The organism is Halomicrobium sp. HArcel3 (assembly GCF_058933135.1).
On the sequence record NZ_JBZYDN010000003.1, the window covers coordinates 1 to 23,051 of the forward strand.

The window sequence follows — 23,051 nt, forward strand, 5'->3', positions numbered from 1 at the left end:
AAAATACTAACGTAAGTATTCCACTCCGGGATTGAGATTGAATTGTCATAACTATACATGTGGACATTAATAAGACTGAAACTCGCCGAATATTTTTTCTATTTGTTGTGACTGCATAAGCTAAGGAAATGGGAATTGGGACCAAAAGACGTCTTGCCGCATGATTTTGGAGCACAGCAGCACTATATAAATCCGTAGTAAGGCCCAAGAGATATACAAAAAATGTTACACAACAAGCAACTAATACTATCCTTTGCCAACTTTCAATATTGACCTCATTGCTGGGTATGAGTATAATTGATAAATAGAAGAGGGCAAAAAAGCCAAGATCGAAAACTCGGTTTAGCGTATTGGACGGAAAAAGCGACCAGCTGGCACTGAGAAATATAGTTCCAAATACTATGAATAGCAAAATTGGCGAATTTGTGAGGTGAACTTGACTGTTCTTCAATAAAAAAGCAATTGCAAAAATACCCGTTAAGATCATAAGTATCCGAGTAGCGGTGAGGTATAAGGTGGTGTTGTTGACGGAAATTGGGAAGGTGACTGACAAATATGGAGAAATGAGAACTGCTGTTGACAAAATACGAATTGCTTTAGCATACTGAAAATGTATAACTGATGTTGATTTATTTGAAATATCCTCTGTCATGATTCGCTCAGTATTTCACAATGGGAAATGCAGTGAGCAGTTCAAGAATATGGCGATAAGTCACTCGCGCCAAAAAGAAAGTAATATTATACCAGGTCCTCACCACAATAAATGGCAAGAGTTGTTTCTGACCACACAGTACATTGTGGAATCAGATAAAATTTACTAGCCAATTGGGACAATGGGGCGAAAATAGTTATACGACCAAAACGCTACTGTCGAATATACAACACATTCCTGCCTGCATACTTTTTGTATGTTATTTGTCACGACTAGCCTCTAGGATTTAATGCTTGTCCTTACCGCATACGTCAGAAGGCTGTCCACATACTATAGTGCCGGTTAATTAGCTGACAAATCCATTAGAATCCGACTGACCCGATACCAAACCGGAATTGGAATGTTCCTTCAGCACCCTTTCATAACCAACGGATTTGGAACCTTCATTACGTAAGTTCCCGAGAATTCTGAATTAACTCATGGGAGAAGTCCACATAGCACTCGTTTGTCAGTGATACTACAGCTTGGCCTTCTCGGCGGGTCATTATTGGCCGGCTTTGTGCTCTCGCTGTTCAGGCTCGTCGCGAGTGGCTACGTGAGGCTCTCCATTAATGCATCGCAGTCGGCCAAAACGATGGCTGTACTGGGAGTTGGGCTATTATGTGTTCTCGTACAAGCCTTCGCCGTCGACGTTCTCGCCTGGAAGCAGACATGGATTCTGGTTGGTCTTACGATCGCTCAGTTCGAAATGGCAATTTCACCGGGCATGGACGCATCAAACGCCTAATAACTATCTGAGCGAACTGCGGTTTGGTTTTTATATTAGTAATTTGAACGTTTTGGTGGTGGGCCCAGGTGAAGATTATTTACGTACTCCTGATGAACGATGGGTGGGAGATTCGTGGCCTATCAAGGCTACACAGAGCGAAAATACTTATAGGCAAACTCATCATTTTCAAGCAGATGAGTCTCATTCGGAAAGCCATTCTAAAACGGAGAGAAGAAGGCACACTCTCCGCGATCGGTTCCGGGATAAGATTCGTGCATTGGAGAGTCAGACGAGGGGTCATTGAGCCGGTCTGGTTCAAGCTCTGGAGGTTAGGGGTTGTGGAGATCGAGGACATGTATGGTGAGAAATATTATGATAAGATGCTCCGGTCGGAAGCGCAAGCGGACGCTCGGGAATTTGCAAATGTCATGGTCGACCAATACGACCCATCGTCTGTAGTCGATCTAGGCTGTGGAGTCGGACGGTTCCTTAAACCACTCCACGACTCCGGTGTTACCGTCTACGGTGTTGATGGGTCACGGTACGCCGCAACGAATCCTATCGACCCCGACATCGATATCCGGCACCACGATCTATCCGAGCCCCTCGAATTGGACAAAGATTCTGATTTGGCGCTTTGTCTGGAGGTGCTTGAGCACCTGCCGAAAGAGGCAGCACAGACGGCAGTGGATTCAATCGCTGCAATCGGGCCGGTCGCGATAATAACCGCCGCACCGCCAGGCCAGGGTGGGAAGCATCACGTGAATGAGCAACCACTCGACTACTGGGTCGAAAAGTTCGAAACGGCGGGCATGGAGTATTCCGAAGCGGACACCCAGATCTTAAAAGAAGAGATCGACCCCTCAGAATTAAAGTGGCTCTACGAGAACATCGCAGTCTTCCGAGACGTCTAGAACTCCTATCGACCCTGCGGATAGTGACCGCCGAGAGCCCCAAAGCCCTGTGAGAGTAGTACGGCGTGTTTCTCCGGCAGTTACCCCCTACAGAACTCCTCGTGCCAGGCAACGTAGTTCAATGCCTTCCACAGGGTGAGACTGTTGTTTGCATTTCCGCGACGGTGCGCCTCCCACAGCGAAAAGAGTTCCGCGTCGTCGAGATACGGCGCTTGCGCGACAGCCTCCTCGGTAAGCACACCTTCGATGGCCTCATGACTTTCACGGAACCAGTCGTCAATCGGAACCGACAGACCATGTTTCTCGCGCTGGTAGATGCGTTCCGGCAAGAGGTCGCTGACCGCCCGCTTGAGGATTGGTTTGTACTCGTCGTTGGCGACTTTGTATTCTGAAGGGATGTTGTAGGCCAACTCGACGAACTCGTGATCGAGGAACGGGACGCGTGCTTCCAGTGAGCTCGCCATGCTCGCGTGGTCGACCTTGTACAGGAGATCGTCCGGTAGCCAGTACGTGAGGTCAAACGTCGACATTTTCTTGACGAGATCGTCGCCCCGGGGGAGCGCGAACGTCGAGTTGATACAGTTCTGCGCCCCGGCACTCTCCGCGTCGTACTCCGTTTCCATGTACCGGTTTGGTTCCTGGTCGAATCCCCTGACGTGGAACAGGAACCCCTCTTCGTCGGAGTTCAGGCTCCCGAGATACGAGAGATGCTTCCCTTTCGCGGGGGCGTACGGGGCGACGCGCTCGGCCAGTTCGAGGAGCGGCGACGGAATCTTCCCGTACCGGCCACGGTGGCGGGGGTATTCTCGATAGTGCTTGTAGCCGGCGAACACCTCGTCCGCCCCCGTACCCGAGAGAACTGCCTTTACGTGATCACTCGCGTGATCGGCGAGGAGCATCGTCGGCAGAATGGCCGGGTCTGCGACCGGTTCGCCGTAGTGTCGGACCATCCTCGGAAACACATCCATTGAGTCCAAGTCCACAGTGATATCGTGGTGATCGGTTCCGTAGTGATCGGCGACGAACTGGGCCTCATTGCTCTCGTCGTGTTCCACAGAGTCGAACCCGATAGAGAACGTCTTCAGGTCGTCGACGTGCTCCGACATCAGCCCCACGATCGCGGAGGAGTCCACGCCCCCCGACAGAAACGCGCCGACGGGTACGTCGGCCATCAAGCGCCGTTCGACTGATCGTTCCAGGGCCGTTCTGACTCGTTTGGCAATTGCCGCCGGCGACCCGCTCACTGACTGTTCAGTGAGACTCCAGAAATCATGCTCCGTGACCCCACCGGCAGTGACTGAGAGAGCGGTCCCCGGGGGTACCTTTCGGACGCCTTCGAGAAGGGTCTGTGGCCACGGCGTATACTTGAACGAGAAGTAATTGTAAAGCGCGGCCTCGTCGACGTGCGTTTCGACGTCTGCCTCCAGGAGGCTCCCCATCTCGCTGGCCCAGACGAAACTGCCGTCTAGGTTCGCGTAGTATAACGGTTTGATACCGAGTCTGTCTCGCGCGAGAAACAGGGATTCGGCTTCGCTATCCCAGATGGAGAAGGCGAACATGCCGTTCAGATGCGACGGCATCCGTTCCCCGTACTCTTCCCAGCAGTGGACCAGTACTTCGGTGTCACAGTTCGTCTCGAAGCGATGTCCTTTGGCTTCGAGTTCGTCGCGCAGTCCTTCGTAGTTGTATATTTCCCCATTGAAGACGACAGTCACCGTCCCGTCTTCGTTCGAGAACGGTTGAGTCCCGCCCTGCAAATCGATTATGGCGAGGCGGCGAGCCCCCATCCGAATCGGAACGTCTTCGTCGATAAATTGTCCGTCAGAGTCAGGGCCGCGATGGATGATGCGCTCCAGCATCCGGTCGAAGGTTGCGTGGTCACCGGTACCGAAGATGCCCGCGATACCGCACATGATCCAACCAGAGCTTTCACGCGGTTTTATACCTTCTGAACTACGTACTTCATGTGACAGGCGAGTACCAACGAACGCGCCAGAGGAGAGTCTGTACTATAGATTCGTCACAGCGAGGGGTACGAATCGTGCGGCAACCTGCCGTTCGACGCTGCGTGTGACGAACAGTCAAAATTTTACATGAGGGTTCGTCGAAAATCAGAACAAGTCGACGACAGCCAGAAACGAAGAGATCAGCGATAGAACGCGCAACAGACCAACTGTCAAAACGACTCGTCTCTTCGGTGGGACAGTTATCGACCATTGATCCTCGCCATTATTCGGTCGGTGATCGTTTTGGGTAAACCAGTGAGCACCAGATATTCGTACGATTTCGGATCGTTTGGCTGTTTTGCAACGCTCTGGACCCCGTGGCCCAATGCAGTCGCTCGATTTCTATGTTCGAGATTGGCCAGCGCCATTCGTCGGTGATATCGACCCCGTTCTTCGGCGTCGGAACCATCGTAGATGGTGTCCAACCCGTGCGTCTCCGTTCGCTGCTTGAGCCGCCGTTTCAAACTCTCTGGTGCTCTCGCGAGCATCCCGTACAGAGCGATTTTGCGGCGCCGGTCCACCGAGAGGAGCGTGTCCTCTCGGCGGAGTCTGTACAGAGGCTCAGACAGCGTTCGTAGCTGGTAGCCGGCGCGGTGCAGGCGTATCCAGAGGTCGTAATCCTGGCAAAAGCGGAAAAATTCGTCGTATCCATCCATCGCTTCGATCACCGGGCGTCTCGCCATTACGGTACCGTGGACGACCGGATTCCGGTCCTTTAGATACTGTCCGGGATCCTCGGGTCCGCTCATCGTGTAGTGGACCGCTCCAGCTTCGTCTACGACTTCAACGCCAGTCGTCAGTACGTCCACTTCCGGATGGCGTTCGAGGTAGTCGTACTGGCGTCGCAGCCGTCCGGGGAGTGACTCATCGTCCGCGTCTTGGCGCAGTATGTACTCACCGGTAGCGTGCTCCAGCCCTGTATTCAACGCGGTAGGGAGACCGCTGTTCTGGTCGTGCGCTACGAGGTTCACCCGTTCGTCGCTCGTGAACCGGTCGAGAACCTCATACGTTCCGTCCGTCGAGCCGTCGTCGACGACGATGAGCTCGAACGGATCGAACGATTGGTCGAGGACACTCTCGATAGCGCGGCCGACGAACTCCGCGTCGTTATACACGGGTAAGATAACGGAGACACTGGGTGTACTCGACATGCGTTACGTGTATCCCAGGTCACTCAGATGCTCTCTGGTCGCTTCGTCGACGTCAGCGGAACTGTTGTGCCGCACTCCTCGGTCCGCAAACCGGCTGTAGACTTCCCTGACGCGCCCGCTGTCTTCGGTGTTGACAACTGTCGATTCCTGTGCGTCGTCGACCTGAATAGTAACGTCCTCCGAGCGCCACTGTGCGTTTTTCACGACCCCGCCGTCTGGGTTGGCGTCGTACACCACCTTCGCGGTTCCCGTGAACGGCCAGAGGTCGTCACAGTAATTCTGGATCTTGTCGTGAATCTTTGGCGTTTTCTCTCCGGCAGAGTGTGTAACGACGATATCGTCGTCTGGGACAAAACTCGATCCGTCCACGTCATTGGCGACCGCCGTCGAAACGTCGCAGAATCGGGTTAGTGTAGCCGGTTCGCTGACCCGCTTCCCGTCAGTTTGACCCGGATACTTTACGACGAGCGGCACGTGCGTGAGGACTTCGTGGCTCCCGCCCCCGTCGTGCCCGACGACGTTAGTTTCGGGACGGATGCGACTCAGTTCACCGAACCCCTCGCCGTGGTCGGCGGTCACGACGAGGAGCGTCTCATCGAGCACGTCTCGCTCGTCGAGTTCGCTAACGATTCGGCCTATCGCTGCGTCCATCTGGCGGATCGCCCCGTCGTACAGTCCTTCCAGCTGTTCGAGTTCACTGAGCGGCCTGTGGCCGCAACTGTACTCCCAGGTCATGTTCTGGATTCCGGACTGGAACGTCAGCGCGGTGCCATCGTCCCATTCATTGTGCTCTGAACTCGGACTGTACGGCATATGGGCGTCCATGAAGTTGACACACGCCGCCCACGGGCCGTCGGTCCTGCGCTCCCAGTTGAGAAACGAATCGGCGTACGTTCCGGCGGACACCTTCGTTCGATACCGGTCAGGGAGCACCGACGGATACCTCGACTCTAACTGGAGCGCGAGGCCGTTGACGAGCGAACCTATCGGTCGAGAGTTACCGATGCAAGCCTTGAGATAGTCGATATACGCCGGTTTCGTTCCGCTGACGAATGCCTTCGGATCGACGCCCCCCGGAAATGGATATTCCTCGCGCCAGTCCACTACCGTATCGTACGCCGCTTCCTTGGCGAGCGTCCCAGTCGTGAGAAAGGGGTTCTCCGTGAAGACGCCAGTCTCGTAGCCATATTCGTTCCGAAGTCGTTCCCAGATCAGGACGCCGTCTTTCAGATCGCAATCAGCGGACGTAATGCCGTGTTCTGGAACGTGGTACCCCGTAAAAATGCTCGTGTGGCTAGACAGGCTCTCGACGCCGGGAGATCGTGCCTGTTCGTAGACGGTAGCACGGTCAGCAAAGGTTTCGAGAAACGGCGTGGTTTCGTTCTGATGGCCGTAGAGCGACGCGTTCTTCGCCCGGACTCCATCGAGAACGAGGAGGAGTACGTTCCGACTCACAATAGAACAAACTTCGGGCCACCAGATATGAGTATTCCGATGATTCCGGTGACAGTACCGGGGAGGGACCCGTATGAGCGGTTTTATACGGTCGTACCGACCACTGACACACAACAGAAATGAATCGGTTCAGGGTCGCCCTCGTACACAACATCATCACGCCATATCGGACCGTTCTCTTCGACGCGCTCTCGGACCATCCCGCAATCGATCTCCACGTCTTTTATTGCGCTCGGTCGCACGAGAAGCGCAACTGGTCCGTTCCAGACTCGATTGGGCACGACTTCACTGTCCTTCCCGGGGTCCGTTTCGATAGGGGAGACATCCACTATCACGTCAACCCGTCAGTAGCGACGAAACTCACCAAGGGCGGGTTCGACGCGGCGATTATCGGCGGGAGTACCAACTTCACAATGCAACTCGGCTATCTTGTCTCGAAGCTCGCGCTGGACGGAACTATCCTCTGGACCGAACGTCTCAGAGACCCCCGGAACCCAGTCGGAAAGCTGCTCACTCCGCTGATGCGGACGATGGCGACTCGGAGTGACGCGCTCGTGGTCCCGACGGCGAAAGCCCGGCAGTTCCAGTTACGACAAGGCGTTCCCGACGACCGCGTCACGGTCGCACCGAATGTCGTTGACGTCGACGGCTACTACTCAGAACGAGAGCCGGGAGATGCCTTTCGGCTTCTCTATGTTGGACAGCTTATCGAACGGAAGGGAGTTGAACACCTCATCGAGGCGTACGACGAACTCTACCGGCGAGACGTCGAACTCGTCCTCGTCGGAGACGGGCCCGAACGGGACAAGTACGAACGGGAAGCGAACGAGCATGGACTGGATGTCACGTTTACCGGCTGGGTGTCGGAACATGAGAAACGTCGCCAGTTCGCCCGGGCCAACTGTTTCGTCCTACCGTCGCTCGAAGACCTCGCACCACTCGTCCTTAACGAAGCGCTGGCGGCCGGACTCCCCATCGTAACGACTGATGGCGTCGGTAACGCACCAGAGATGATTACCGACGGAGGAAACGGGTACGTCGTCCCGGCAAGAGACCCTGCGGCCCTCGCTGGGGCAATCGAAGACGTACTGGCGACCGAAGATGTAGGTCTGAAGATGGGGCGGCGGTCCCGGCGGATCGCAATCGAACGGTTCTCACCGGTATTCTCCGCCGAGCAGTTCGCCACGGCCGTTGAAGCGGCCTGTCGACGGTGACCAAGTCGGAACGCATTTAGTCCGCTCCAGCGGATGCGTACACCACGGATGCGCGTTCTCAGCAGCGTCACGGACCCGAGAATGGGGGGTCCACAACGACGGTCGCTCGACGTCGCGAAGCGACTCAGAGAGCGCGGCATAGAAACGGTCTTCCTGATCCCACCTGGTGACGACGCATTTTCCGACGCCGCTCGCGCCCAGGCGTTCGAAGTACAGCGGGTGGCGCTCTCACGGATCCGACCGCCAACGAGGGTCGGTGGAAATGCCAGATTCTTGATTGATTTCCTACCATCTGTCCGCGAAATTTCTGCCACTATTCGGGAAAGCCAAATCGACATCGTTCACGCGAACATGGTCGTGAATTTTCAGACAGCATTGGCCACAGCTCGAACTGACGCGCCGCTCGCGTGGCACTTCAACGACACACTCACTCCGTTCCCGGTGAAGCAAGCGGCAGCGTGGATGGGGACCCGCTGGGCTGACGAAATCATCGTTGCCGCAGACGCCGTCCATGACTATTATTTCTCTCCACAGACTTCCTCAACGACGCTGTACGCACCAGTGGACATCGACGCATTTCATCCCGACAGAGTCGAGATAGACGAAGCGACGATGCGAGACGAACTAGGGCTCCAAGCTGATGTTCCCATAGTCGGGACCGTCGGCAATCTCAATCCGATCAAGGGCCACAAGTATCTGCTTCGCGCCATCGCTACGGTCCTCGAAGATGGGCGGAAAGTCGCGGTCCCCATCGTCGGCGCTCCACTCAATTCCCGGGAGGCGTACTTCCATAAGTTGCGCTCGCTCCGGGCAAGCCTCGGTCTCGAAGACCAGGTACAGTTCGTCGGATTCCGGTCCGACATTCCACAGTTGCTCTCCTTATTTGATATATTTGTCTTGCCATCGGTTGCGGAGGCGTGCCCTATCGTCGTGCTCGAAGCGATGGCGATGAAATGTCCGGTCGTGGCGACTGCAGTTGGAGGGGTGCCAGAGGAGATTCCTGACGAAGACTACGGATGGGTAGTTCCGCCGAAGGATAGTGACGCGCTCGCGAACGCCATCGAAAATGTACTGGCCGATCCTGGAGAAGGTCGACGACGGGCGGAAAATGCGCGGAGACGGGTCAAATCCGTCTTCTCGCTCGAAGCGTGCGTCGACAGGCACGAGGACCTATACCGCTCGCTCGTGAACGACTCGTAACGAAAAGCGATTTGACCGTCGTTACCGAACGAATCTATAGTGAGCGAAAAACGTATCGTACTGGTCCTTGGAACCCGCCCCGAGGTGATCAAACTGTCCCCACTCGTTCGGGAGTGCCAACGTCGGGATGCGTCGTGTACTATTGTCCATACCGGCCAGCACTACTCTGAGGAATTGGACGCCGTCTTCTTCGATGAACTGAAGCTGCCCGCACCCGACTATAATCTCGAAGTTGGCTCCGGTTCACATGGGCGACAGACAGGCGAGATGCTCGCCGAGATAGAGGCCGCACTACTGGAGTTAGACCCCGACGTCGTGCTCGTTCAAGGTGATACCAACTCGGTCCTTGCGGGCGCCATCGCGACGAGCAAACTCGATACCGAACTCGGACATATCGAAGCGGGCCTTCGGAGTTTCGACCGTGAGATGCCCGAGGAGATCAATCGGGTCCTCACTGACCACGCGGCCGACTACCTCTTCGCCCCCACGTCTGAAACCGCGACACTCCTCGAAGACGAGGGGATACCGGACGACCGCGTGTACGTCACCGGTAATACCATCGTCGACGCGGTCCAGCAGAACCGTGAAATTGCGGTTGATAAGAGTACCGTCCTGGCAGACAACGGCCTCAATCCGGACGAGTTCATTCTGCTGACAGCCCACCGGGCGGAGAACGTTGACGATCGAAACCAGCTGACCAGACTCCTCAGTGCAGTCAACGGTGTCACGGACGAGTTAGAACTACCCGTTATCTATCCTATCCATCCTCGGACGCGGAAACGACTGGACGAGTTCGAACTCTCTGTCCCAGATTCGGTGACACTGGTCGACCCGCTTGACTTCCTCGACTTTCTCCGTCTAGAAGATGAGGCCGCCCTGATCCTCACCGACTCCGGCGGCGTCCAAGAGGAGGCGTGCATCCTTGGAACCCCTTGCGTCACGTTACGAGATTCAACGGAACGACCAGAGACCGTCGACGCCGGTGCGAACGTCGTCGCGGGAACTTACCCGGACGCTGTTCTGGAAGCGGCCCAACGGATGAACGAATCAAAAGGGGATTGGCCAAACCCATTCGGCGATGGGACAGCCGCCACTCAGATTCTCGACGTGATACTAGACGAATAGCACCGACTAGGCATGAAGCAAAAGATAATCATACTCGGGCAATGGCTATCACGTAATGGCAGCAATCCTCGTCACTGGTGGCCTTGGATCCGTTGGTGCTCCTCTGGTTGACGAACTCGAATCCCGCGGTCACGACGTCTGGGTCGCTGACCTTCCCTGGTCAGAGCGCGAACGGTACTACCGATGCGACGTAAGCAAATACCGACAACTGGAGCGGGTGTTCCAGGATCGGGACTTCGATTACGTCTATCACCTCGCAGCAGAGTTCGGCCGCAAGAACGGAGAGAACTTCTACGAGACGATGTGGAATTCCAACGCCGTTGGCACAAAACATTTGCTTCGTCTCCAGGCCGAGCATGGGTTTCGGATGATCTTCTCATCCTCCAGCGAGGTGTACGGCGACTACGACGGCGTCATGGAGGAGTCAGTCCCTCACGAACAGAGCGTTCGGCAGCTCAACGACTACGCAATCTCGAAGTGGGTCAACGAAATGCAGGTGCTCAACGCGGCCGACCGCCACGGAAGTGAGACTGTTCGAGTTCGCCTCTTCAATACGTATGGCCCCGGCGAGAAGTACAGTGAATACCGTAGTGTCGTCGCGAAGTTCTGCTACCTCGCACTCCACGACGAACCCTACCACGTGTACGACGATCACCACCGCTCGTTCACATACGTCGGAGACACCGTCAACACCTTGGCGAACGTCGTAGAGAACTTCGACCCGGGCGAAGTGTACAACATCGCCAGCACGGACTATCGGAACATCAAGGACCTCTCCGATCTCATTTTGGACTATCTCGACAAGGACGATTCGAAGGTCGAGTATCGGGGACGAGAGGAACACAACACATTGAACAAGAAAGCAAGCATCGAGCGGGCAAAACGAGACCTCGATCACGACCCAAGCACGAGACTGGAGGAAGGGGTCCCGGAGACCATCGAATGGATGCGCGACTACTACGATGTCTGAAATCGAGAAGGTTGTCGTCATCGGAACTGGATTCGTTGGCCTTCCGCTCGCCCTCTCGCTCGCGGCAGAGGGTGTCGAAGTTATTGGCGTCGATATTGACGAGAACGTCACAGAAGCCATCAACGACGCTTCGCTCAACCTCGACGAGAGTGAGATGCAAGCGCTCCTGGAAGACGACACGGTTCAAGAACACCTCGTCGCGCAGAATGCGCCCGAAGAGGGAGACGCATTCGTCATTTCCGTTCCAACGCCACTCACCCACCCAGAGAAGAGCCCGGATCTCTCATACGTCCAGGCAGCCATCGAGTCAATTCTCCCGTACCTGTCTCAGGGTGATGTGGTGAATGTAGAGTCGACGATACCGCCGTTGACATGCGATACGCTCGTGACCGATCTCCTCACCGACGCTGGTTTCGAGGTCGGAGACGACGTTCACCTGGCACATTCGCCAGAACGGATTCTGCCGGGTAACGTCTTCGAAGAGATTGTCTCAAATGACCGCATCGTGGGGGGTGCAACGCCAGACTGTGCAGCCGCCGCCGCAGCCATCTACGAACCATTTCTGGAAGCCGATATCTACGAGACAGATCTACTCTCGGCAGAACTTTGTAAGCTCATGGAGAACACGTTTCGCGACATTAACGTCGCCGTCGCGAACGAATTCGCACTTATCTGTGACGAACTCGGTATTGGGGCTCAGCAAGTCATCGATCTCGCCAACAATCACCCCCGCGTCGACATTCTCTCGCCTGGTATCGGCGTCGGTGGCCACTGCCTCCCCGTCGACCCGTGGTTTCTCAACGAAGTTGATCCCGAGCACACGAACCTCATCACGACCGCACGCAGGATTAACGACATGATGCCGGATTTCGCGACGAAGCGGATACGGCGGGCGACCGCGGAGTACACCGATCCCCACATACTTGCGCTCGGCGCATCCTACAAGCCGAACACGTACGATCAGCGGAACAGTCCTGCTAAAGAGATAGTCGAAGACCTGCGTCTCGACGGCTACTCGGTCGCCCACTACGACGACCACGTCCCTGAGATGGGGTACGACGACCTCCGCTCACTCGTCGCCGAGGAATCGCCCGACGTGGTCGTGCAATTCGTCGCCCATGACGACACCGTCGCAGCCATCGACGGCATACGAGGGCGGCTGGCCGATCAGGGAATCGAACTCCTTCAGTTCGGAGGCGCAGAACCACTCGATCCGACCCAACACGTTCAATGACGACGCGAACCCTCGTCGTCTCGCATTTCTTCCCACCCGAATCACTCGGCGGTGCACACCGCTGGAAGAAGCTAATTGAAGAACTGCCGGAGGATCACGATTGCCGGGTCCTCTGCCCGCCGCCGGCCTTCCCGTATGGCGAGTTCGATCGGTCATGGACACCGGTCGAACGTGACGTGATAGATGAGGTGCCGGTCACTCGGCTCTGGTCCTACCAGCCTCGGAGCGACGCCACTTCAGAGGGTTCGAACCTCGGCAGGATCTTGAACTACGTCATTTTTTCCGTATTCGCCAGTCTCTACGTCGTGTTGACCCACCGGCGTTACGACGGCATCGTCACGGTCTCTGCGCCGCATACGACGTTCCTACCTGGCATCGTCGGCCATCTGCTCGGACTCCAGTGGATGCCAGACATCTTCGACCTCTGGCTCGACAATGCACTCGACATCGGCTACGTTGAGCGGGGATCGATCCCGTATCGGGCCATTTCGTGGCTAGAGCGGCGGGCGATCACTAAATCGGATCACCTATTCGTCATCACAGAGACGATGGCCGAGCACTTCGCCGAGAAGTACGATGTCTCGCTCGACCGATTCACGCTGGTCCCCTTTGGAGTCGACGCTGAATTGTTTGCCCCTTCTGGCGATAACCAGCGGAGCGATACCGTGGTGTACACCGGGAACATGGGAGAGGCCCACGCACTCCGCCCCTTCATCGGCGCGTTCGAGTACCTCAATGGCGTGGCGGAACTCGTCCTAGTGGGCACCGGGAAGCGGCGCGAGGAACTTGAGCAGTTCTGTCGCGATCAAGAACTCACGGACCGAGTCACGTTCGAAGGCGTCGTGCCGCGCGAGGAGATTCCCACCATCCTCTCAACGGCGACGGCTAGTCTGGTCCCGCTCCAGCAGCAGTACAGACTCGATTATGCCCGGCCGAACAAACTACTTGAAAGCATGGCCGTCGGCACGCCGTACGTCGCGAGTAGCCTTCGTGAGATTGACCGGATCACAGACGAAGCGAACGCCGGTTTCGCCGTCGAAAACGATTCGGAACGGGTGGCCGAAGCCATTAAATCGCTCGTTAGCGACCCAGAGATAGCAAGGGAGATGGGGACAGCAGGGATCCAGTATGTCGAACGGGAACACCGATGGCCGATACTTGCAGATCGCGTGGCGTCCGTACTCAAACACGAATAGGTCGCTATCGCGTCCTCGGTTCGCACCAAAAAAGACGAAAACTTTCCGCCTACGACGCCAACACCAGCGGCTCGTACCACTCCCGGTTCGCTTCGTACCACTCGACGAACTTCCCGACACCCTCCCGAATCGTATGACTCGGTTCGTACCCTAGTAACTCCGCAGCCCGAGACGTATCGGCGTGGGTGTGCTCGGCGTCGGACTCGTATCGGTCGGCGTACTCCAGATTCAGCCCAGGCGCCAGCTGGTCCCGAACCTCCTCGGCCAACGTCTTGATAGCGATGTTGTCCGTTGAGCCGATATTCATCGCCGTACCGTCGGCTACACCAGTATCTAGCAACGACAGGTTCGCTTCGACGACATCCTCGATGTAGGTGAAGTCACGCGTTTGCATCCCGTCCCCGTACACGATTGGTGCGTCGCCGTTCATGCACCGCGAGACGAAGTTGGAGATGGCCATGTTCGGGCGCATTCGCGGACCGTAGACAGTGAAGTATCGCAGTGCGACCGTCGGCAAGTCGTACACCTCGTGATACGACCCGGCGTAGCGTTCGGCTGCCAGCTTCGACGCGCCGTAGGGACTCACGGGCATCGTCGGGTCGCTCTCGGCAAACGGGATGAACTCCTCGTGACCGCCGTAGACCGACGAGGACGAAGCCATTACCACACGCTCCACGCCATTGGCACGGGCGGCGTCCAGAATATTCAGCGTCCCGTCGACGTTCACCTCGTGGTACTCACGAGGCTCCGCAACGCTGTCGCGGACGCCCGCACGACCGGCCTGGTGGTAGACGTAGTCAGCGTCCGAAACGAGTTCGTCCACGAGATTTGCGTCCCGGACGTCCCCTTCGACGAACTCGTACTCGCGACCTTCTGACTCCGCAACGTCGCGGTGGATGCCAAGCGTGTGCTCCTTGATCCGCAGGTCGTAGTACGGATGCATCACGTCGAGGACCCTGACGTCGTGGCCCTCCCGAAGGAACCGCTCGGCGAGGTGGCCCCCGATGAACCCCGCACCGCCGGTGACTAAGATATTCATACCAGAGGATGCCAGGTTTGAAGATAAAAAGACCGCGGAACAGCGCTGTCGAACGAATCATTGCGGAGTCCCCCGCTTTCTCCGTCCTGTCAATTTGCTAAATACAACTTTGAGAACGTTCCACCAGCGGTCGGCCCGCGACGAGTTCTACCAGTCACTCCACAGCACCGATTATGAGCGCGATAATATGATCGCAGATATAGTGACAGACAGCCGGTTCGAACGCCGGCGTCCCCGGTGAGATATTCACGGGTCGGACGCTGGTGGAACGACGTAATGGGGCTATATGTGGCGGGAGGCAACGAACGGGACGAGACATTGCTGGTCCGCGAGTCCGAGGCGACGCTCGAGTGGGGCTCTGCGAGACGGTGGGTCGAACGGTACACCGAATATGTACGCGTGCACGCTTGGCAAATTCGGCGAGCTTTTGGAACGAGTCGGCCGGCGGGTTCGTGAGAGTCCCGCTCCGCGAGCGGTCGGCGCTTCTCCGCAGGTCGTTGCCGATTTGCGTGAAAATTAACAAAGCGCCGAAACGATTACGGAAAACTCGACCGACGGTCAACACATGACCGCCTATCGCTTCCGGGTCAAGTTCGACCGGGATCCAACTGCGCTCTGGCGGGACGTCGTCGTCGGGGCAGACAGGACGATCGCCGAGTTCCAGACGGCGATCAACGCCGCCGTCGGACTCGGCCAGGATCACCTGTGGTTCGTCGGGACCGACGAGGACTACTGGAACAGCGACGTCGTCTACCAGAGTCCACGAGAGTACGAAGAGTCGTCCGGCCCCAACCTGTTGACAGGCCCCCAGAGGACCGAGAACGCGGGCGCCGTCACCATCGGCGAGCTGACCCGACAGCTCGGGCTCGAACAGTACGACCGGATCTGCTACCTCTACGACTACGGCGACGAGTGGCGCTTCTACGCTATCCTGAAAGAGATATTGAATGACGAACCGAGCGACGCGGAACCGGGGGTCGTGAACGGGAAGGGCGACGCCGTCGACCAATACGAGCCGACGCACAGAACCGAGACCGTTGATAACGAAGCCCTCCCAGACCCACTCGGTTCGGTCCTCCCCGACACCGCCGTGCCCGTCGCGGATCTCCGCGCGTTAGAGGACCGTGACGACGTCGTCCACGTCATCCCGCTGCTCAGCATCGAAACCGGATTCGGCGCCGTCTGCGAGCGCTTCGCGATCCAGTTCGCGGAGCGGGGATACGTCCTCGAAAATTTCCAGCCCGGCTGGCAGGTCGTCGCGGACGTCGACGGGTCCGACGAGACGGCCGAGGACCTCCTGGCTGACCTCGCGTCGACCGTACGCGACTGGCACGCCGAAATCGCGGAAATCTCGGGCGCGACGACGGGCCAGCGATTCGCCGAGGGGACCGTCGAGGCGATGCACGTCGAACTGGACGCGGAACTCGAACGGAAGGGCTACGGGCACCTGTGACCCCGCGGAGGCGCGTCTTCCCACGTCGAGACGGCGCAGTGCAATCCGACCGGGAAAGCCGTCGAATCGACGAGCGCTGGCCGAACGATTGCCGGCCACAGCCGGGCAGTTGCTGAGCGGCAAGGAAGCGTGACCCGCCGCGGACGCGGCGGGTTCGGGGAGGAGCGGGGAGTTCATTCGGGAGCGCGTGCCGATGGCCGCGCGAGCGATAGCTGTCCCTGGAGGAATGAAAGGGTCGTTCGAAAGAGCTTCGCTCTTTCGTGATGACGAGAGACCGAAGGTCTCTCGGACCACGAGGCCGGTCGCGGGGGCTGAGTCGGGCCCTATCCGAGCGACGGAGGAGCGAGGATATCCCGCTCAGGGCGCGCGAGCGGAAGGTCGGCTTCCGCCGACCTTCTATACCTTCGCGGCTGCGCCGCGAAGCAAGCCGAGGGCTTTCGACGTGTTTGCTATACCATCAGTCTCGTCTCCCCGCACATACTCAACAGTACCTCTCGCAGGGGCACAGCGGTATCACCCCAACTGATGAGCCCGTTATGATCGCGATCATATTATCGCACGCATACTGATCGACAGAGCGTCAGAACGGGCGTGGGCCTCCTCGTACCACGGGGGGATGAACGCCAGCTACTGGTGGCCTGCGCTCTCTTCTCGAGGTCTGGATTTACGTCGGACTTGCGGGATGCAGCAACGGAACGCGACGACATCTACCTGTTTACGATGTCTGATCTGATGTCATTCTTCTGATGGGGGACTCGCACACGTATCGCCGTGGACGGGTCGTCGCAATTCGAGCCTACCTGGGCCGGGGCGTGATGATTCCTGTCGAGGGGATCCGTTCCGACGACCGGTTAGCCGGAGCACCGCCTGTGAGAAATCTATAAACAAATGCCCTCCAAACATTCGCATATGCCCGGGTTCGACGAGGAGAGAGTCGCACTCACCGGCGACGAACTCGAGTGTCTCCGTGCTGTGCTAGCTGCCCATGGAGTCGGTCTAGCGGTACTCTTCGGATCCACTGTATAACCAGACGCGGACCCCGCTGACCTCGATATCGCTATCGAGTTCAGTGAGTACCGCCCGACAGACGAGGGGTACGCGGCAGTATATCTCGACCTCTACTCGACGCTGGAAGACGAGATCGAACGGCAGGTGGACCTCGTCGACGTTCATTCGACTTCCCCGCCGTTTGCGAGCGTCGTGTTCGACGACGGTGTCCTCGTCCTCGGTTCCGAGGAACGGCTGGAAACGCTCGAACGGCGACTCACAGGTGACGAGCCGTCAGTCGAAAATGCGAGAAAGCGAGTCACAGCCGCGGCCAGTCGACTCCGCGAGGGATTCTCGTGAAACCAGTGGGAGCTCGGCAACGGGGACGATGAGTGCCGACGACCTCCCTCCGGACCGGGCCAACCGAATCGCCGACGCTATCGAGGATATCGAGCGGAATGTAATACGTCTCCGCGAGTATCAACAGTTATCGCGTGAAGAATAGGTCGCGCCCGACCAACAGGATCGGCGAGACGCGATCGAGCGGAAGTTCGAGAAGTTGGCCGAAGCGGTACTCGATATCTCGTCGGAGCTCTGTAAACAGGAACGCGCTGACGTTCCCGAACGACGGAAGGCGCGTGTCACCGCTCTCGAAAACGAAGGGATCATCGACGCGGGCCTCGCCGATCGATTGCGGACTGCTGTCGGCTTTCGAAACGTCCTCGCACATACGTACGGACCCATCGTAAACGACGACATCGTATTCGACGCCCTGCAAAACGATCTCGCCCAGTACGTGGAATTCGTCGAAGCAGTCGACGAGTATCTCACCTTCGACGGCAAGTAACCGGTCCTATACCCAAGCCGATTCACTACTAGAAGATTCTGACAGCCAGACTGGACTGCAAAAATGTCTATATACGACGCACTTGACGCAAATGCAATGGAGACGATATCAGTCCAGATGCCTGACGAACTCGAAGCCGAGTTAGAAAGATACGTCGATGAAGAACATCTCGACCAGCGTTCGGCCGTCCGAAAACTCCTCACCGAAGGACTCGAGAACTGGCGTCGCGAACAGGCCCTAGAACATTTGGGGGAGGGCAGGACCACGTTCACTAACGCTGCCGATCTCGCCGGCGTTTCGGTCTGGGACTTCGTCCAAGTAGCGAAGGAAGGTGATAGTACGTGGGTATCGGGCGACCACCTCGACGACGACATTGAGGACCTGTGAATGTAGGTCCTCGACGCGACGCCGCTCATCTCTCTCGTAATGGGGGCGCGACTCGCGAGCTGCGGGCGTACGGTATGGTTCGTGTCCCGCAATCGGACCTGGCCAATGGACGGTTTCGGAACCGTTAAAACTCGGCCTCACATTGCACTAGCTGCTACCACACGGGCCGGTGGGGTAGCTTGGTATCCTTCGGCCTTCGGGTGGCCGTAACCGCAGTTCGAATCTGCGCCGGCCCACTTCTCTCAACGCAATACGAGGAGCGTCAGTGACGGGTATTCGTTGCGAAGAAGTGGGCACGCAGATTCGAATGCCGGGTCCGGAACGACGACGAACTCCACGCCTGCCCTGCCTGTTCCTCGCTAGCGACGCGCGTGCGAGACGCAGTCGGACGCTCCGCTACATCTGCGGGCCGATCGACGACGCTACTTCCCTCACCGTAGCCCTGCGACCAGTACGGGCCAAGGGGACGCCAGCGACGCCGGCGCCACTCCCCTTTTTTCGTATTTAGATATTATATACGGTCTAATATTCATAACTTTAATTTCTACAAAACTCGAAAGATATTTCGGGGGTCCGAGCCGGCCCGCTCGAATCGCGGACGTGGCGCGCAACGGTGCCGTACACTGACGGGGGGAGCGCCACGCGCGACGGCCAGTCGTCGGCGTTCGAACGATCCGCAACGTCGCGTGACGTCTGGTCACCACCGGTGACGCCGCCCGACGCGACGACGCCGACGGCGATTCGCGGACCTGCGCCGTCGTCGATCACGACCACCCCGTCGAGACCGGGCCGCGCGACGGACACGAACCGGACACCACGATGGAACTAGCCTCGCAACTCACCGCGCCGCTCCGTGGAACGCTGCTGCTCGCAGTCGTCGTCCTGGTGGGGGGACCACCGACGGCGGAGCTGGTGGTGTACCCGCTGGCCGACGCGGAAGACGTCAGGACGACCGTCGTCGACCGTCTGGTCCTGCTGCTCGTGGGGGTCCCGGCGCTGACCGCGTTCGCCGCCGCCACCGCGCTGTTACTCGCGACGAGCTCCGGCGGGCTCCCCCTCTCGGCCGACGGGGGCCGTGCGCTCCTGGCGACCGAGTGGGGGGCGGTCTGGGTCGCCCAGACGGCGGTCACCCTGGGGCTCGGTCTGGTCGCGCTCGTCGGCATCGTGGGCCTCGTCGTGGTGCCGCGTCAATGGTGGCTCCGGGGCGCCACCGCCGGCGGCGTCCTCGTCCTGCTGGCCGTCTGTGCGTCGGGGTACTCGACCGTCGTTCCCGACGCCCGCGTCGCGATCGCGCTCAAGTTCGGACACATGGCCGGTGCGGCGGTCTGGACCGGCGGCCTCGTCGTGCTCACGACGGTCTGTCCGCCGGTGCTCCGGGCCGTCGACGAGGACGCGAGACGTCGGGCGGTGGCGCGAGCGATCCGGTCGTTCTCGCCCATCGCCGTCGGCGGCGTCACGCTGGCCAGCGTCGCCGGCCTGCTCATCGCCGTCTGGCACCTGCCCGGGGCGACGACGGTACGGGCCTCCGACTACGGCGTCGTCCTCGCGGTGAAGGTGGCGTTCGCGCTCGCCGCCGCGGGCCTCGGCGGGGTCAACCGCTTCCTCCTGTTGTCTCGACTCCAGCCCGCGGCCTGTCGCCGTCGGACGGCCGGCCGTCGACTGCTCTCCCGCCTCCCGCACGGCGGCGCCGCGAACGCCACCGGCCGGGGCGCGACGCAGTCGTTCGTCTGGGCGATACGTGTGGAGGTGCTTGTCCTCGTCGCGGTGATGCTCCTGTCCGTGGTCCTGACGGCGGTCCTGTCGGTCCCCGCCGGCGCAGGTCACCTGAACGCCACGGGTAGCGAGTTCCGGAGTGTCCTGCTGGTGGGCGCCATGGTGGTCGCCGCCGTCGGGTTCACGACGTTCGGCTACGAGGTGACCGAGGTCCGGCGCGAGCCACCGCCGACGTGACGCGGTCGGGCCGTCCGCGACACTCGTCGGGCCGGGGGATTCGGAGGCCCGCATGTCGTCCGCACGCCTGGTCTCGGTGACCAGAATCACCCCACTGCCCGACTGCCAGAAGACCTTTCCCCGCGTCTAGCCGTCGTTGGGTAATGCATTCACTCGCGATCGATACTCCCTCCCATCAGCTCTCTGCTGATGAGTGAACAGAACCTCGACCGCCGAACCCTCCTCGGCGCACTCGCAGCCACAGGCGCCACCTCACTCGCTGGCTGTTCGGCACTCCAGGCAGAGAACGACAGCGAAGCGGCGACAGCCGACGACGACCTCGCCCGCGAACTCGCGACGCGCTTCGCGCCGACGCTGTACTTCGACGAGCACGAGCCGTGGTTCCCGACGGACCCGCGGCCCTACGCCAGCGAAGCGGACGGCGAAACGGTCGTCGACGGCTTCGACGCGTTCGACGGCTATCACGAGCGTTACGGCCAGGGCGACCCGCCGAACCCGACGGTGTTCTACAACGCCGTCGAGTACGAGAACTCGCCGCTGGCGGTCGTCCAGTTCTGGCTGTACTCGGCGTTCGACCAGTTCACGACGAACTTCCACTGGCACGACTGGGAGGTGTTGCACGTCTTCGTCGACACGGAATCTGACGAACCGCAGCTGTACGTCGCCAGCTCGCACTCCCGGAAGGTGCCCAACAACGAGTTCCTCGACCCCGACCCGGAGACGATTCCGCGGATGCTCGCGGAGCTGGGCTCGCACTCGACGGCGCTGTCGGTCAACGACGACGCGGACCGGTTCCAGCGTCTGCCCGACGGGGACCTGTTCGCCGACGTCACCAACAGGGCTATCGAGGGCGTCGAGGACCTGGCCGAGATCCCGCTGGCCTACGGGCTCCCGCGTGACGAGGGGTCCCGGCTGCCCTACGTCGTCCCGGCGTACGAGGGCGCGCCGATCTACGACCACGAACGACTGCCGTCGGTGACGGCCGACTCGCTCGTCACCGAGGCGCTAACGGTGCGAGCGTTCGACGAACTGACGTCTCCACCGACGGACCTCCCCCGGCGCGAGACCGGGCTCGTATTCGAGCACGCCGAGCGCGAGGAGACGGCCGACGATCCCGACGTGGCGTACGACCTCGTCCCTACAACTGAACTCGAACACATCGCCGACTTCACCGGGCCGCAGTTGAGCTTCGAGTTCGCCGTCCCGCAGGCCGTCGAGGACGCCGTCGCGGGGCACATCACGACGACGGGGGCGCCGTGGGACCAGCCGCGGTACGAGAACCCGGCCGCGGACGTCACGGACCCGAACCACCGCGCGGCGCTGGCCGAGCGCTACGACGCCATCGGCGAGCCGGCGCCGGTCAACACCGTCGTAACCCGCGTCACGGAGGCGATAACCAGCGATGACGCGCCGGAGGACGAGGGGCTGACGACGACGGACGCGACCGTCGAGTCCGTCGCCCTGCTGGAGAGCGACCCCGAAGCGGTCCCGACGTTCGGCGGCGTCGCCGTCGTCCGGGACGTCCCGGCCGGCGACCACCGGCTGACGGTCAACGGCGCGGGGCAGGCCCCCCACAGCGAGCGGGTGTCGGTAGCCGGTAGCGGGGACGGGGGAGACGACGGTGGCGAGGGGAGCGCGGGCGCAAACGGCGGCGGGGACGGGAACGCCGACGCGGTGACCGCGGCCGGCGTCGACGGCGAGATCCCGCTCGTCGCCAACCGCGACGCGAGGAAACTCGAGGTCGGGACGGCGAACGCCGACGTGGACGTCGCCACCGTGGCCCTCGAAGACGACTTCGCGGGTCGCCTCTACGAGTCACCGGTCGGAGACGACGGCGACGAGGCAGTCTACGTCCACGCTGGTGGCGCGTACACGACTGAGGTCCGGGACAGCGACGACGAGGTCGGTGCCTATCGAGTCAATCCGGACCGGAACTCGGACGCCGACGTTCGCATCGAGAACCCGGAGACAGGCAAGGCGCCGCTCGCCGAGTATCTCGCCGACGTCAGCGAGGAGACGCGGGCGGCGGTGGCGGCGGAGATGGACGGTGACGACGGCGACGGTAGCGACGACGGGGATAGCGACGATGCAGATAGCGACGACAAGACGGAGACCGAAACCGGCGGCTCCGACGCCGCCGACGGATCCGGGACCGGTGGCTCTGGCGGGTCGGAGAACTCCGTCCAGGGTCTCGAACGGGCGCTCGCCGCGGTCGTCGACGCGGCAGAACGAGCGGCAGCGCGGGCCCGTGAGGGTGACCGTGGGAACGCGGACAGACAGCTCGAAGCGGTCGCCGACCGGCTCGAACGGGCAGAACAGCGCCTCGCCGAGGCCAGTGACGACCTGCCGGACTCGCTCGTGAACGCGGCACAGAACCGCCAGGAACAGGCGAATCGGCGGGCCAAGCAGGCCCGGAGCGCGGAGAAGCTGTAGGCGAAGGCGGTCGACGTCGACACCGCCCGCAGAGTATCAGTGGAGGCGGACGCTGCGGATGCGGCCGGG

The 23,051-nt window shown here is 59.6% G+C and carries 18 protein-coding genes and 1 tRNA gene; 14 read left to right on the plus strand and 5 right to left on the minus strand.

The features are described from left to right. The coding region (locus AC5FRV_RS09655; RefSeq protein WP_493560882.1) for a hypothetical protein at window positions 1-652 on the minus strand (652 nt) is incomplete at its 3' end. 855 nt (window positions 653-1,507) lie between these two features. On the opposite strand from AC5FRV_RS09655, the gene AC5FRV_RS09660 reads away from it, so the two are divergent. Further along, complete coding sequence (locus AC5FRV_RS09660; protein ID WP_493560883.1) at window positions 1,508-2,335, plus strand: methyltransferase domain-containing protein; 828 nt, start codon at window positions 1,508-1,510, stop codon at window positions 2,333-2,335. Window positions 2,336-2,415: 80 nt separating this feature from the next. On the opposite strand, the gene asnB is transcribed toward AC5FRV_RS09660, so the two are convergent. The 3 genes from asnB to AC5FRV_RS09675 all read right to left on the minus strand — a co-directional run bounded on the left by asnB (window position 2,416) and on the right by AC5FRV_RS09675 (window position 6,947). After that, window positions 2,416-4,248 (minus strand): asparagine synthase (glutamine-hydrolyzing), encoded by a 1,833-nt coding sequence (gene asnB, locus AC5FRV_RS09665; RefSeq protein ID WP_493560884.1) that lies wholly within the window; start codon window positions 4,246-4,248, stop codon window positions 2,416-2,418. A gap of 293 nt (window positions 4,249-4,541) precedes the next feature. Beyond that, entirely contained in the window at window positions 4,542-5,492 is a 951-nt protein-coding gene (locus AC5FRV_RS09670; protein WP_493560885.1) for a glycosyltransferase family 2 protein, read from the minus strand. 3 nt (window positions 5,493-5,495) lie between these two features. Further along, the gene (locus AC5FRV_RS09675) at window positions 5,496-6,947 is read right to left on the minus strand and encodes a sulfatase-like hydrolase/transferase (protein WP_493560886.1); all 1,452 of its coding nucleotides are present in this window, start codon (window positions 6,945-6,947) and stop codon (window positions 5,496-5,498) included. Between the two features lie 119 nt (window positions 6,948-7,066). Here AC5FRV_RS09675 and AC5FRV_RS09680 point away from each other — a divergent pair, with 119 nt between their 5' ends. Genes AC5FRV_RS09680 through AC5FRV_RS09705 form a run of 6 tightly spaced genes read left to right on the plus strand, consistent with a single transcriptional unit; the run spans window position 7,067 to window position 13,886 of the window. Then, window positions 7,067-8,161, plus strand: a complete 1,095-nt coding sequence (locus AC5FRV_RS09680) for a glycosyltransferase (RefSeq protein ID WP_493560887.1) — start codon at window positions 7,067-7,069, stop codon at window positions 8,159-8,161. A 48-nt stretch (window positions 8,162-8,209) separates the two neighbouring features. Continuing rightward, on the plus strand, window positions 8,210-9,361 hold the full coding sequence (locus AC5FRV_RS09685) for a glycosyltransferase family 4 protein (RefSeq protein WP_493560888.1): 1,152 nt from the start codon (window positions 8,210-8,212) through the stop codon (window positions 9,359-9,361). Window positions 9,362-9,400: 39 nt separating this feature from the next. Next, window positions 9,401-10,486 carry a non-hydrolyzing UDP-N-acetylglucosamine 2-epimerase gene (gene wecB / locus AC5FRV_RS09690; RefSeq protein WP_493560889.1) on the plus strand — a complete coding sequence of 362 codons (1,086 nt, stop codon included), beginning with the start codon at window positions 9,401-9,403 and terminating at the stop codon, window positions 10,484-10,486. Between the two features lie 55 nt (window positions 10,487-10,541). After that, window positions 10,542-11,456: an NAD-dependent epimerase/dehydratase family protein gene (locus AC5FRV_RS09695; protein ID WP_493560890.1), complete on the plus strand. Its 915-nt coding sequence runs from the start codon at window positions 10,542-10,544 to the stop codon at window positions 11,454-11,456. Beyond that, complete coding sequence (locus AC5FRV_RS09700) at window positions 11,449-12,690, plus strand: nucleotide sugar dehydrogenase (RefSeq protein WP_493560891.1); 1,242 nt, start codon at window positions 11,449-11,451, stop codon at window positions 12,688-12,690. Before AC5FRV_RS09695 ends, AC5FRV_RS09700 begins: the two co-directional genes overlap by 8 nt. After that, complete coding sequence (locus tag AC5FRV_RS09705; RefSeq protein WP_493560892.1) at window positions 12,687-13,886, plus strand: glycosyltransferase family 4 protein; 1,200 nt, start codon at window positions 12,687-12,689, stop codon at window positions 13,884-13,886. Before AC5FRV_RS09700 ends, AC5FRV_RS09705 begins: the two co-directional genes overlap by 4 nt. 49 nt (window positions 13,887-13,935) lie before the next feature. Here the strand turns inward: AC5FRV_RS09705 and AC5FRV_RS09710 are convergent, their stop codons facing one another. Beyond that, window positions 13,936-14,925: an NAD-dependent epimerase/dehydratase family protein gene (locus tag AC5FRV_RS09710; RefSeq protein ID WP_493560893.1), complete on the minus strand. Its 990-nt coding sequence runs from the start codon at window positions 14,923-14,925 to the stop codon at window positions 13,936-13,938. 565 nt (window positions 14,926-15,490) lie between these two features. Here AC5FRV_RS09710 and AC5FRV_RS09715 point away from each other — a divergent pair. The 7 genes from AC5FRV_RS09715 (at window position 15,491) to AC5FRV_RS09745 (ending at window position 22,982) form a co-directional block, all read left to right on the plus strand. Continuing rightward, complete coding sequence (locus AC5FRV_RS09715) at window positions 15,491-16,378, plus strand: DUF7964 domain-containing protein (RefSeq protein WP_493560894.1); 888 nt, start codon at window positions 15,491-15,493, stop codon at window positions 16,376-16,378. A 1,059-nt stretch (window positions 16,379-17,437) separates the two neighbouring features. Next, window positions 17,438-17,725: a hypothetical protein gene (locus AC5FRV_RS09720; protein ID WP_493561270.1), complete on the plus strand. Its 288-nt coding sequence runs from the start codon at window positions 17,438-17,440 to the stop codon at window positions 17,723-17,725. A 199-nt stretch (window positions 17,726-17,924) separates the two neighbouring features. Further along, window positions 17,925-18,212, plus strand: a complete 288-nt coding sequence (gene hepT, locus AC5FRV_RS09725) for a type VII toxin-antitoxin system HepT family RNase toxin (RefSeq protein ID WP_493560895.1) — start codon at window positions 17,925-17,927, stop codon at window positions 18,210-18,212. A gap of 96 nt (window positions 18,213-18,308) precedes the next feature. Further along, entirely contained in the window at window positions 18,309-18,599 is a 291-nt protein-coding gene (locus AC5FRV_RS09730; protein WP_493560896.1) for a DUF7120 family protein, read from the plus strand. 163 nt (window positions 18,600-18,762) lie between these two features. Further along, window positions 18,763-18,835: transfer RNA gene (locus AC5FRV_RS09735), tRNA-Pro, on the plus strand. A gap of 583 nt (window positions 18,836-19,418) precedes the next feature. Next, window positions 19,419-20,549 (plus strand): CopD family protein, encoded by a 1,131-nt coding sequence (locus tag AC5FRV_RS09740; RefSeq protein ID WP_493560897.1) that lies wholly within the window; start codon window positions 19,419-19,421, stop codon window positions 20,547-20,549. A gap of 189 nt (window positions 20,550-20,738) precedes the next feature. Further along, window positions 20,739-22,982, plus strand: a complete 2,244-nt coding sequence (locus AC5FRV_RS09745; RefSeq protein ID WP_493560898.1) for a hypothetical protein — start codon at window positions 20,739-20,741, stop codon at window positions 22,980-22,982. Window positions 22,983-23,051: the final 69 nt, after the last annotated feature.